Below are 11,938 nucleotides of genomic sequence, written 5' to 3' on the forward strand. Positions count from 1 at the left end.
GACCAGAGTTTTGATAAGCCTGTTGCGTGTCTTTGTGCTTGCGTCTCCTGAGAGGATTGGTTTTTAATTGTACGTGAACGCAACTTCATATAGGTTGACTTGTTGGTGGTCAACACCCCAAATAGTTATTTCAAATCTTGTTATAGCCCCGCCCCCTTGTATCCCTGGCAGTGTCAATCCGCTGATATACCTTTGATTGTTGAAGTCAATCAAAGCCACCTGAATATAAATACTACGGTCATATATGGTTTCACCCCAATTAGCGAAAGATACCCTTACATCTGTGGCTTTAGATTCTGTTGGAGGATCAGGTGGATAATAGGTAACTGAAAGAACACTGAATCTACCCTCTAATTCAGGATCACTTTTGAGAGGATTATTATTTTCTTCTTCACAAGCCATCATCATCAAAATCATTATTATCATCAAAACCCGCATGGTAAAACTCCCATTCATTTCGTTATAAATAAAATGCGAGCAGGAGCTGGCTGTGTATTGTAATTTTTTATCGACAGCACCAACCCCTGCGATTTGAACGCTAAAACAAATATCCCAATACAAGTGAGAATTCATTGATGGCTGCGGTCACATTTTGTGTGCTCAGCAAGCTCTCTTTTTGTGTAAAACTCACGCCTCTGGATTCCAGTCCCAGGGAGAATCGCTCGCCTATAAATCGTTTTACACCCAGTGCTGCGGTAAATGCAAATTTGGTGCCTGTGTCGTAAAGTGGGATGGGGTCGCTCGCGCCCAATCCGGCTTCGATATAGATGCGCGTGGGTTTTCCCGCTCGCCAACTGTATCGGTAGGTCGCGAATATATCGCCCATATAGGTTTCTGTACTGCCCAGGCTGCTGGTGATTTCATAAGCTGCGGCGCCATAGCGCACGCCAATGGCCTGGGTTGCAGTCAGGTTGTAGATGAGTTGGCCTCCCACATACCCTGCGGTACCCGGGGGCGACGGTTCCATGTCGTTGAGTATGGTGTGTCCACTCAGTGCGAGAAAGACTTCGATACGTTTGGCTTAATCCTGGGCGTGAACGCCCTGAAGCGTAAGAAACAGTATTGAAACTAAGACTATGATGCGTGACATTAAAACCTCCATTGTTTGTTGGTGTGTGGCTTTGAAAAAGGAAAAGAGAAAGGATTTAGATTGGTCAGATAAAGATATTCTTGAACATTGTATTTCTCCTTTGTGTGTCAGGGGTTCAGAAACCGAGGGAGGCACCGCCGGGTTTTTGACGGCATTCTTCGGCGTGCGCGATGCGTTCGGGGTCATTCAGGAAGCCCAGTATCTCTATTTTTTTCAAAAAAAAAGAGACGCATTGCAAGGAATGCATCTCTAAAATAAATAAGTGGTATGACAGGGTATGTCGTGGGTGGTCAGGTTTTTTAGTATAAAGTCAGATTTTTTTCGAGTTCCTCAATTATTTCTTTGCGCAGGGACGCCGGTTCAAGGACTTCTGCATCTGCGCCATGGCTGAGTATCCAAGATTTTATTTCGTAAAAACCGCCGGCTTGAAAGGAGAGTATTATCTCGCCAGTGTCCAGTTCTTCAATTTTTTCTGAGGGGTGCCAGGTCCGCTGTTTGATGTAGGGGGCTTGCCATTTGGAGAAGCGGACTTTGATGTCTATGGGATCTTCGAGCGTGATGCCAAATGCCTGCTGGATGCGGTTTTCAATGTCCAGATCATCGGGTGGCTCAAAGGTTTGAGGTGTGATTTTGAGGGCCTGAATGCGTTCTACCGCAAGTGTGAGTAAGTCGTCGTAATCTGGATTGCGGCAGAGTAGATAATATCCGTTGTGATAATACAATAATCTAAAGGGTGTAATGGGATAGGTTTTGGTTTGTTCGGTTGTGATGGCACGATAGGTGATGTTGCACACTTTGCGTTCTTTGATTGCGCGATAAGCGGTTTCGAATATTTCGCGAGAGATTTGCTCTTTTTGCCCGCGGTGATGGGGGTAATAAGCCGCGCCCGCCTTTTCTAAAAATGCTTGTATCGGCTCTGGGAGCGTTGTTCTGATTCTGTTCAGGGTTTTCTGAAACGATTCTTTGTATGGCGTGTCCTCAAGCGGACTGACGATTCCTTCGATGAAGATCAAGGCGATAATTTCGTCGATGGGGAAGTTCAGGGCTGGCAGGTTGTTTTTGACCGTAAAGTATTTTTTACGGTCTCGCACCTTTTCTTCGATGATGAAGCTCACTTCGGATAGCGTATTGAGATCCCTTTGTATGGTGCGCGTTGAGACGCCCCATTCGTCGGCGAGTTCCTGGAGTGTTGCGCCATAAGTCCGGGCGGCGAGTTCTCGAAGGATGTCCAGTTGACGGACGATTTGTCTGGTGTCTGACATGGCTATTTTGCAAATAAAAAGGGCTTACGCCATCCCGACGTAAGCCCTTGTGTTTTTATGGTGCCGAAGGTGGGACTCGAACCCACACGGCCTTGCGGCCACTGGATTTTGAGTCCAGCGCGTCTACCAATTCCACCACTTCGGCACCTGAAGTCCTGTGGTCAAGAATATCCCAAACGCGGGATTGCGTGTCAAGGGTTTTTGAAGTGATCTGTTTCGGCGCGTGGCGGTCCGATGATTTCGTTGTAGATGATGGCTTTTCGGATGGTGTTGGGTTCAAAATCGAGTTTTATACGGCGTTTTTTGCGTTTGGGGCGCAGGAGTGTTTCGGTTTCTGATGCGCGTATAAAAGAGGTCTGGCCTTCGATGTAAGACGATTTGTCAGAGACGGGGCGCTTGCCATGTACTTCCTGAAATTCCGGTCCTGTGTCTGCTTCGGAGACGGGGCGCTTGCCATGTACCTCTTGAAATTCTGGTCCTGTGTCCGCTTCAGAGACGGGACGTTTGCCATGCACTTCCTGAAACTCTGAAGGGGGTTTGGGTTCTGGTTTGGGTTCTGGTTCGGGAGGTCCGAAGAGGACTTCCCATTCAGAGAGGTCAAACTCCTCTTCAAAGGGATCGTCGGCACCTGCGTCGCGGGACGTTTGCCTGCGCTGGAGTTTGGTTTCGTCGGGTTCTCTGGTGCCTCGCAGCCTTTTTATGAGCGGCGAGATAAGGCTGAAGAAGAGAAACACGATTATCGGTATGAGTACTTCCAGTTCCATGATGTAAGACCATTTGTTTTGTTATGGGGTTATGGTACGGGCGACCACAGGCATTGTCCCGTAATGTTTTTATACGGGAGGGTCGCCCCTACAAGTCACAATATCATCGTAGAGGACGGCCCCTGTGCCGTCCCTTTATTGGTTGTTGTCTTCGTCTTCTTCGGTTTCACCAGCGATGCCTTCGCGCATTTGCGTGTCGGCTTCGATGTTGCGCATGCGGTAGTAGTCCATAATGCCCATGTTGCCACTGCGAAATGCGTCGGACATTGCGAGGGGTACTTCGGCTTCGGCTTCGACGACGCGGGCGCGCATTTCTTCAACGCGTGCTGCCATTTCTTGTTCTAGTGCAACGGCCATTGCTCTGCGTTCTTCGGCGCGCGCCTGTGCGATGTTTTTGTCGGCTTCGGCCTGGTCTGTCTGGAGTTTTGCACCGATGTTGTCGCCCACATCCACGTCGGCGATGTCGATGGAGAGGATTTCGTAGGCGGTGCCCGAGTCGAGGCCCTTGTCGAGTACGGTTTTGGAGATCATGTCGGGATTTTCGAGTACGTCTTTGTGGGTTTCCGAGGAGCCGATGGTGGTGACGATGCCTTCGCCTACGCGGGCCATGATGGTTTCTTCACCTGCGCCACCGACCAGGCGTTCTATGTTGGCGCGAACCGTGACGCGAGAGGTGGCTTTGACCTGTATGCCGTCTTTGGCAACGGCGGTGACCATGGGGGTGGAGATGACTTTGGGGTTGACGCTGACCTGTACGGCTTCGAGGACGTCGCGCCCAGCAAGGTCGATGGCGGCGGCGCGTTCGCCGGTCAGACCAATGCCAGCTTTGTCTGCGGCGATGAGGGCGTTGACGACATTTTCGACATGACCCCCGGCGAGGAAGTGGGCTTCGAGAAATGCGGTGGGTATGTCGAGACCCGCTTTGGTTGCGTTGATTTGCGAGCCGAGGATGATGCGCGGGGGTACGCGACGCAAGCGCATGCCGACGAGTTCAATAATGCCGATGCGCACGCGCGCGGCAAGGGCGGAGATCCAGAGTCCGACGGGAATGAAGTAGAAAAAGAGGGAGAGTAGCAGAATGCCACCTACAACAAAGAGGAGGAGGATAATAGCGTCCATGAAAAGCTCCTTAAAAATGGTCGGTCTTATGTGTCTTCTGTTTTTCGCACAATGACGCGACTGCCTTCGATTTCGATGATTGTGACGGGTGTGTCTTTGGTTAAGTATTCTCCTTCGGTCGATACGCTGATGCGGCGACCGTCAAATACGCCGGTGCCGCCGGGGCGCAGGTCTGTAAATGCGATACCCGATGTGCCTAAAAGGTCGCTGTAGGGTGCCGCAACATATCCTTCGGAGGATTTTTCTTCTATGTCGAGTACGAGGCGGCTCCACATTCTGGATTTTGGGAGGGAACGCAGGATGAGTATGGCGAGGACACCGGTGAGGATCACAGAGAGGAGCAAGGGGGTGAGCGCGGCGTTGATGTCGTCCCAGGTCCAGAGGTCATAGCGACCCATGAGGCTTAAAAACAGGCTGGTTAAGACCAGGATTGCGCCGGGAATGGCGAGCAGGCCAAAGCCCATGACAAAAAACAGGTCGAGGAGGATGAGCGCGATGCCGAGAAAGAAGATGAGGATTTCAGACCAGTCGGCGAGGTTGACGAGCAGGTGGCTGCCGAAAAACAGGCCCAGGCAGATTAAGCCGATGGTGCCGCCGATGCCCCAGCCCGGGCTCTGGATTTCGAAGATCAGGCCCAGAAATCCCAGGGTCATGAGCAGCGAGGCCAGGTAGGGATTGGTGAGATAGCGCACGACTTGTTCGGCCCAGTTGGTCGATTGGTGGATGACGCTGGCCTGCACGAGGTCGTAGTATTTGAGTACGGCGATGAGTTTTTCCGATTCGTTTTTTTCGGAGATTTTGTGGTCGGCGATGTCGTTTTCAATAGCTTCTTCAGTGGTGAGGGTGAGTAGCTTGCCTTTGGGTGCCAGGCCCTCGACATCGACGTCTTCATCGACCATGGCTTCGGCCAGTTTGGAGGAGCGGCCGGTTTTTTCTGCTGTGGCTTTCATTTCGTTGCGGAAGTACGAGATGATTTTTTCACTGGCTTTGTTGCCCTGCATATCAACGGCTGTGGCTGCGCCAATGGTGCCGCCTTCGACCATGATGATGTGGTCGGTAGATAGCGCGATGAGGGCGCCTGCAGATATTGCGCGGGGGTTGATGAAGGCGATGGTTTTGGTCTCGCTGTAGAGGATGGCGTCCCGGATGGTGAGTGCGGCGTCGAGGGCACCGCCAGGGGTGTCGATTTCAAAGATGACGGCTTTGACGCCCGCGTCTTCTGCGTCGTTCATGACGCGCGTGACAAAAGCTGCAACACCGCCTTCAATGGTGCCGTTGATTTTGGCGACGTGTACTTCTTCTGCCCGGGTGGGCAAACCGAGTCCCAGAAGGAGTACGAGGAGTGTGAGTACGGGTTTCATCAATAAGGTCCTCCAGAATATATTTTCATGAATACCTTATATTGAGGTGGTTGTCAATGGTTTTGAGGTTTGATGCGTGGTAAGGAGGATAGGTTGCAGATGGAGAGAGATAGAAGGGTGCCGTCATCGCGGCATGATGTTGAGCCGCGACCCAGTGGGTGGTGGCAGGGCGAGACTGACCGCTGATTGCTGATAGCTTGTTTTGCGAATGCTTGACACTCTACGGGTTTTCCTGTATTTTTCCCATCCTGATATCATGTGGCGGCATAGCTCAGCTGGTAGAGCAGTGGAATCATAATCCATGGGTCGGGGGTTCGAGTCCCTCTGCCGCTACTACAAAAATCTTTTCGCTGAACTTTCTTCAAAGGTCGTAAGTTTTTGCTTCCTGAGCAACGCTTACGGCCTTTTGTTTTGCCTGTGCCAGAGTAGCTTCATTTTCCATCATCACTTGCTCTATTTCACCTTTTTGCTCTTCCGGGTCGATAATTTTCTGAACCACCATCGTCTGAGACATACCACCACCCGCTACAGCCATTTTGCTCAGCGGACGCCCAATCAACTTTTGAATATACCTCGTGCGAGCATGTTTATCGCTAATGTGTACTTTGGACAGGCTGTTCGATTTGCCAATGGTTTTCTGCCTAAGCAATTGCACTCTTTTAGGGGCACTAAACAAAATGATAGATACGATTCGAAGAGAAGTGATCGTTTCGATTTGTAAGCAGGTATTTGGTACAAATCATAGAGTAAGTTCAGTATCTAAAATTACCCCTATTTCTGAGCAGGGAATACCCAGAATAGATGGTTGTACCCAACATATTTGCTACCATGTATGTTGCCATAATTCAACTAAGAGCTATGTGTTTCGCTTCTTCCGGGATCTTCCAAATAGAGAGGACCGTTATATCCATGAAGAAGGTATTTATAGGCTTCTAAGCCAAGAACTGAGTTTGCCTGTACCGAAAATATTATATACTGATCACACCAGACAACTCGTTTCTACTAACTACATCATAATGGAGTATGTTTCAGGAGAGCATTGGCAATTTCTTGCTCATTCGGACAATCCCCGCACTAATTCTATAGAAAAAATGAAGATTCAAGAGCAAGTAGGTGCTTTGTGCGCTCAGATTCATGGATTGGAAAAATCCTCTCAAGACAATCAAAGCTTTATACAGACTCTGCTACGGTCAATAGAAAACCTCGAGAGATGCGTAGAGGATGGGCAATATCAGGTGAGTCTAAGTGCTATTTCTGAAGCGAAAGATCTGATCCAAAAAGCACCTTGGCTAAAACTCACAAAGCATTCCTTGTACAAAGCAGATGCTGAGATTTTATTTTCTAAGGACCATAGGCAAAATTGGGATGTATCTGCTATTATCGATGTAGAAGCAATGGATTTTGGTGACCCATATTTAGACTTAACCAACTTTCTTTGTGAGCCGACGCCGATTTGGAAACTAGAAGAACCTCTGGAGGTTGTTTCGCCTGAAGAAACTCGAAAGAAACCTCTCTTTCGTGGGTATGAATCAGTCAGGAGCATAGATTACTCGAGGCTCGCAAAAGTCTGCATTGCTATGCATTTATCTATTATGTGTTCTACCGCCGCGCAAATCTACTGGCCTGAAATTAGGCAATATATCAATGTAAAAAAGAGAGAAGAAATTTATGACAGCCTTTTAGATGCTTGTGTAAATCGTTATTTAATTGGCTGATCTTAATATGTGGAGTTACCCCGTTTCTGATGCTGTTGCCGAATTGGTCGAGAGGTAGTCAGCAGTTGTAAAAACGGCTGTTTGTGGCCTGAACACAAGCTCTGTATGGACAGAATTTGGAATTCGGCAACAGCATCGTTTTAGTGGATAATAAAGTTTGTTTGTACTCGAGGTGAGCAGATAGTTACGATAGCAGTTTATTGGCGAGGGTTTAGTTTGATACCCAGTCTTTTCATTTTCCCATACAGGGTAGAAGGCGGTACGCTTAGCAGCTTCGCCGCGCCCCTGGGTCCCTTTATCAGATAGTTCGTGGCTTCGAGCGCGTCGAGGATGTGGCGGCGTTCCAATTCTGCCAAAGACACGACTTCTCGGTCTTGAGAAGCCGATAAGGTCTGCTCCCCATGACCTGTATCTTTGATTCGAGAACCATACAGTCCCAGATCCCTCTCTCTGATTTGAGACTCAGAACACAAGACCACGGCCCGCTGTATGGTATGCTCTAATTCCCGCACATTCCCCGGCCAATCGTAGCTTTGCAACACCTCGATAATTTCTGGCTTCAGGAGAGCTATTTGCTTGCCTAAATGCGTCGCCATGCGAGTCTTGAAATACTCGGCCAACTCAAGTATATCCTCCTTGCGCTCGCGCAGGGGCGGCAAATACATTGGAAAGGCATTGAGGCGATAATAGAGATCCTCCCGGAAAGCACCAGCATTGACCATCTCCTCGAGATTGCGATTGGTCGCTGCCACAATCCGCGTCTTTGCCGTCCGCGTCTCGCTGCTCCCAATGCGTTCAAACCTGCCCTCTTCCAGCAAGCGCAACAGCTTGGACTGCGTTTCTAAAGCCATATCGCCGATCTCATCTAAAAAGAGCGTACCACCCTCTGCCAGTTCTACCCTGCCGAGTCTGTGGAAAACTGCGCCGGTAAAGGCCCCTCTTTCGTGACCAAAAAGTTCACTATCGATCAATGTCCCGGGCAATGCACCGCAACTAACCTCTATAAAGGGACCCTCGCTATGGGCACTCAGCGCGTGTAACATCCGAGCAGCCAGTCCCTTGCCCACACCCGTCTCACCCATAATCAGCACGGTCATATTGGTAGATGCTATTTTTTCAAGATTGATTTGAAATTGGCGCAGTGCCGCGCTATGCCCGATAAACTTCTGGCTTTCTCGACGGTTGATGACATCGGTCAATGCTTCGATACGCGGGTCTGCCGTTATCGAGAGTCGCGCCTGTGCTATCTCTGAGTAATTGAGGTCGCGATCTATCGCCCGGACCTGAAAGGTGTAGTCTCCCGGCGGCAAGTCCCGGTAAAAGGCCCGCATCTTTCGAGTCGCTAATTGCCAGTCGGCATCATAACCATTCAAGCGATAGACATAGAGCATGTCACTGGGATGTGTGGAAAAACTCAGGCCCTTGTACTCGAAAATAACCTGCTGTCCCGCAGTAGATACAATGGCTTCCTCAGAGTTCTCATACACCTTATCGGCAATCACCTGTAGCAGACGAATCTGGGGCGGGGTTTGCCGCAGACGGTAGCGTATGATAGAACCCATAAGCGTGCCAAAATAGAACGTTCCATCGCGATCTTCGAGTATCTGGCAAACCGGTCCTATATGCGGTGAGTTGATGGTCTGGAAAAGCTGACCATCGTAGTGAGTCACACCCCGGTCTGTACCGAGCCAGAGATGCCCTTGCCGATCCTCGAACACGCAACGGATGCGGTTGCTCGGTAGCCCATCGTCCGTCGTGAAGGTCTGGAAGGTGTTGCCATCAAAGCGACAGAGACCTCCGAGAGTAGCGATCCACAGGTTGCCATGGCAGTCTTCTATAATATCTGTGACTCTGTCGTCGATCAGTCCATCTTCAATGCCATAAAATTTGAGCTTATCTTCGGGATGCCAGCGCGCCAGGCCCCTGCCGCCAACTGAGAAATTGTGGCTGGCCAAATGAAAATAGACCTCGTCTTTGCGGCCGGCAATCACAGTGCCAATACGGTCTAAAACATCTTTCTTTTCCTCCTCCACAAAAATGGTTTGGAACGCTTCGTCCCGCTGGTAAATGATCTTTAATGGGCTGACCGAAAGTTCTTCTTTTATAAATTCGATTTTATAGGTGTCCTTTTCCCAATAGCCGAAAAGGAATTGATCTTGCAAGTCCTGAGTAATTGCACTGACACTCCTTGCGCCTGAACCCGCAGCTATTTTCATCTTTTTGAATTCTTGTCCATCGTAGCGGAACAGGCCATTGAAACCGCCAAACCACAGATACCCTTCGCGATCCTCGTACATAGAGAAACAGTTGTCGATATCAAGGCCTTGCTCGGAGCCTAAAAATGCAAAGTGCTCGCCATCAAAGCGGGCGACGCTTTTTTTCAGCGAGGTGAGAATGGGTGATACACGCCCGATCCATATATCCCCTTGCCGGTCTTGCACGATCTGCGAGATCTCGATCGGCTTTTTGTCTTTGAGAGAAGCCTTACCGAGGTCAAAAACGCTGATACTATGTGCATCGTAAAGGCCGACGCCGCCCCAGGTGGCAAACCAGAACTGATGATCGCGATCCTGGAATACGGCTTTGACTGCGGGATGGGGTAAGCCATCGGCAATGGTAAATCTGCAGAACCCATCACCGTCCTGATACAATACGCCTTCCGAAGTGCTAAACCACATCCGCCCTTCACGGTCACACTGTATTTTGCGTAGCCACCCTCCCAAATCTACCTGAACAGATTGGAAGGTGCCATCGGCATAGCACCACAGTTCATCTCGATTTCCGAACCGACCTATCCACACCTTGCCGGTATGGTCCTTATCTAAGGCATAGGCGGTCCCATCCTGGGGAAAACCGTCTTTCTCATCATAGCGGTGGAAGGATTCACCATCGAAGCGGATGAGGTAGTTGAAGCCAAACCACAGGTGACCTTGCGGATCCTGAGTAATCCCCCAACACGGACGCCACCTGGAAGAAGGAGGCTCTTCGTAGTGCTGAAGGTAGAGCGGGATCATGTCGTGGAAAGCAGTGCCATTGTAATACCCCAGGGTAGAGGCACCACAGCACCATACACGACCCTCATTGTCTTCGTAGATGCACCGCACGTCTCGGCCTGCAATGCCATCGTCCTTCAAATGATAGAATCTGGCTCCGTCGTACCAGCAGACGCCATTTGCTGTCCCAAACCACATTCGATTCTGACTGTCTTGTACAAGAAAATAAGTACGATCATCAATAAGACCGTCCTGTTTGGTAAAATTCTGGAATTCATTTCCATCGAAGCGACTGACGCCATTATCCCATGTGGCGAACCAGATACACCCCTCGCGATCTTCGGCAATGTGTTCAATGCGCATCCCGGCCAGGCCATCGGCCATAGAATAAGTCCGATAGGTGCCCGTGCGCTCAAGTGGTTTGATCATAGAAAGAACCCTGTGATATGGATAAAAAACGGATTCATACATTGTATCTCACACTTAAAAAGAAACATAATATTGAATTTCACACCTGCAAACAAAATAATGAAGGGTGTAATAATCTCGGGACCATTGAGACCATAGTACGTCTTTTAAGACCATATAAAGTCTTGTGTAAGAGCCAATCCGACTATTTTGGGACGATATAATATAGTCAGATTGGCTCTTTTTCTTATATAAAACAACCCTTTATGAGTATAGATCCCTATGACAACGCTCACATTGGCACGATTTTTGCCTTAAATACTGTCCTGATGCCATCATCATGACCGAAACCTGGACACAGGACTCAAGAAAATGGGGGGGCAACCTTTAATTTCGGCTGATGACGTGATGACCATCAGCTAACTCCCTTTGGGTTGTCCTCTCCTGATCAGGAGGGATGAAAATGGTGTGATTGGTTATGAAGCAAAATACGACCTGAATGGCAATGGAGAAATTGCGTTTGACGATTTTACAGAACTTTTCGGGCTTGACCCTATTTGGGGTCATATCTATTGAAGGGGGTTAGAATTGAAAAAGAGATGGGTGTCTATGAATGTTATCGCTCTTTCGGTGTTGGTATGCGTGGGTTATGCCTCTGCGAATACGACACCTTCTGCGGACTTTGATGGAGATGGTGTGGTAGGTATTCCCGACTTTTTGTTATTTGTGGAGCAGTTTGGATCAAGTCGAGGCGATGGGACATATCAAGCCAAATATGATCTGGATGGCAATGGTGTGATTGGGATCCCTGATTTTTTGATATTTGTGGATTCGTTTGGCAAAGAAGTGCCGTCACAGACAATAGTGGTGCCGGTATGTGACCGCACCGGTGCTGTGCGCGACTCAATTGTGGCATTGGCGCCTGTAAGTGCTTGTGGGGATGTGACAGAGGTGCATCTATCAGCAATAGATTCTCTGAGTCTATCAGGTGCAGGTCTCACAGAGTTGAAGGCTGGGGATTTATCTGGTCTGACGGGTCTGACAAAGCTCAACCTGCAAGAGAATCGCCTGATGTCAATGCCTTCCGAATTGTTCACCCTTCCCAGTCTTACCTACCTGCACCTCAGTGACAATCGGCTGGTGGATGAGATTCCGAAAGAATTGAGCAATCTGTCCAATCTTACGGAATTGTATCTTCACAGAAATCGGCTGGTGGGTGAGATTCC

Annotated in this window: 11 protein-coding genes and 2 tRNA genes; 4 read left to right on the top strand and 9 right to left on the bottom strand. The window is 49.2% G+C overall.

Annotation, left to right across the window (positions count from 1 at the left end):
- Positions 1-63: 63 nt before the first annotated feature.
- Entirely contained in the window at positions 64-573 is a 510-nt protein-coding gene (locus tag F4Y39_08200) for a hypothetical protein (protein ID MYC13694.1), read from the bottom strand.
- Complete coding sequence (locus F4Y39_08205) at positions 539-967, bottom strand: outer membrane beta-barrel protein (protein MYC13695.1); 429 nt, start codon at positions 965-967, stop codon at positions 539-541. The genes F4Y39_08200 and F4Y39_08205 overlap by 35 nt, the downstream gene beginning before the upstream one ends.
- Before the next feature lie 109 nt (positions 968-1,076).
- Here F4Y39_08205 and F4Y39_08210 point away from each other — a divergent pair, with 109 nt between their 5' ends.
- Positions 1,077-1,343 (top strand): hypothetical protein, encoded by a 267-nt coding sequence (locus F4Y39_08210; protein MYC13696.1) that lies wholly within the window; start codon positions 1,077-1,079, stop codon positions 1,341-1,343.
- A 46-nt stretch (positions 1,344-1,389) separates the two neighbouring features.
- Here F4Y39_08210 and F4Y39_08215 read toward each other — a convergent pair whose 3' ends face one another.
- The 5 genes from F4Y39_08215 to F4Y39_08235 form a co-directional block, all read right to left on the bottom strand.
- Complete coding sequence (locus F4Y39_08215; protein ID MYC13697.1) at positions 1,390-2,352, bottom strand: transcriptional regulator; 963 nt, start codon at positions 2,350-2,352, stop codon at positions 1,390-1,392.
- 58 nt (positions 2,353-2,410) lie between these two features.
- Positions 2,411-2,497 (bottom strand) — tRNA-Leu (locus tag F4Y39_08220).
- A 46-nt stretch (positions 2,498-2,543) separates the two neighbouring features.
- Positions 2,544-3,116: a hypothetical protein gene (locus F4Y39_08225; protein MYC13698.1), complete on the bottom strand. Its 573-nt coding sequence runs from the start codon at positions 3,114-3,116 to the stop codon at positions 2,544-2,546.
- Positions 3,117-3,251: 135 nt separating this feature from the next.
- Entirely contained in the window at positions 3,252-4,235 is a 984-nt protein-coding gene (floA, locus tag F4Y39_08230; GenBank protein ID MYC13699.1) for a flotillin-like protein FloA, read from the bottom strand.
- Between the two features lie 26 nt (positions 4,236-4,261).
- The gene (locus tag F4Y39_08235) at positions 4,262-5,596 is read right to left on the bottom strand and encodes a nodulation protein NfeD (GenBank protein MYC13700.1); all 1,335 of its coding nucleotides are present in this window, start codon (positions 5,594-5,596) and stop codon (positions 4,262-4,264) included.
- Positions 5,597-5,856: 260 nt separating this feature from the next.
- Between F4Y39_08235 and F4Y39_08240 the strand changes: the two genes are divergently transcribed.
- A tRNA-Met gene (locus F4Y39_08240) sits at positions 5,857-5,929 on the top strand.
- Between the two features lie 28 nt (positions 5,930-5,957).
- On the opposite strand, the gene F4Y39_08245 is transcribed toward F4Y39_08240, so the two are convergent.
- On the bottom strand, positions 5,958-6,245 hold the full coding sequence (locus tag F4Y39_08245) for a hypothetical protein (protein ID MYC13701.1): 288 nt from the start codon (positions 6,243-6,245) through the stop codon (positions 5,958-5,960).
- 28 nt (positions 6,246-6,273) lie between these two features.
- On the opposite strand from F4Y39_08245, the gene F4Y39_08250 reads away from it, so the two are divergent.
- Positions 6,274-7,311, top strand: coding sequence for a hypothetical protein (locus tag F4Y39_08250; GenBank protein MYC13702.1), 1,038 nt, complete (start codon positions 6,274-6,276; stop codon positions 7,309-7,311).
- A gap of 197 nt (positions 7,312-7,508) precedes the next feature.
- On the opposite strand, the gene F4Y39_08255 is transcribed toward F4Y39_08250, so the two are convergent.
- A complete protein-coding gene (locus F4Y39_08255) occupies positions 7,509-10,775 on the bottom strand; it encodes an AAA domain-containing protein (GenBank protein ID MYC13703.1) in 3,267 nt (1,088 codons plus the stop codon).
- A gap of 546 nt (positions 10,776-11,321) precedes the next feature.
- Between F4Y39_08255 and F4Y39_08260 the strand changes: the two genes are divergently transcribed.
- Positions 11,322-11,938: hypothetical protein (locus F4Y39_08260; GenBank protein MYC13704.1), on the top strand; the 617-nt coding region annotated here is incomplete at its 3' end.

It is taken from the genome of Gemmatimonadota bacterium, assembly GCA_009838845.1.
Classification (GTDB): Bacteria; Latescibacterota; UBA2968; order UBA2968; family UBA2968; genus VXRD01.

Excerpts from the sequence above, each read along its gene's own strand:
- F4Y39_08200 (MYC13694.1), bottom strand. The coding sequence starts at position 573 with ATGAATTCTCACTTGTATTGGGATATTTGTTTTAGCGTTCAAATCGCA.
- F4Y39_08205 (MYC13695.1), bottom strand. The coding sequence starts at position 967 with ATGGAACCGTCGCCCCCGGGTACCGCAGGGTATGTGGGAGGCCAACTC.
- F4Y39_08210 (MYC13696.1), top strand. The coding sequence starts at position 1,077 with ATGATGCGTGACATTAAAACCTCCATTGTTTGTTGGTGTGTGGCTTTG.
- F4Y39_08215 (MYC13697.1), bottom strand. The coding sequence starts at position 2,352 with ATGTCAGACACCAGACAAATCGTCCGTCAACTGGACATCCTTCGAGAA.
- F4Y39_08225 (MYC13698.1), bottom strand. The coding sequence starts at position 3,116 with ATGGAACTGGAAGTACTCATACCGATAATCGTGTTTCTCTTCTTCAGC.
- floA (MYC13699.1), bottom strand. The coding sequence starts at position 4,235 with ATGGACGCTATTATCCTCCTCCTCTTTGTTGTAGGTGGCATTCTGCTA.
- F4Y39_08235 (MYC13700.1), bottom strand. The coding sequence starts at position 5,596 with ATGAAACCCGTACTCACACTCCTCGTACTCCTTCTGGGACTCGGTTTG.
- F4Y39_08250 (MYC13702.1), top strand. The coding sequence starts at position 6,274 with ATGATAGATACGATTCGAAGAGAAGTGATCGTTTCGATTTGTAAGCAG.
- F4Y39_08255 (MYC13703.1), bottom strand. The coding sequence starts at position 10,775 with ATGTATGAATCCGTTTTTTATCCATATCACAGGGTTCTTTCTATGATC.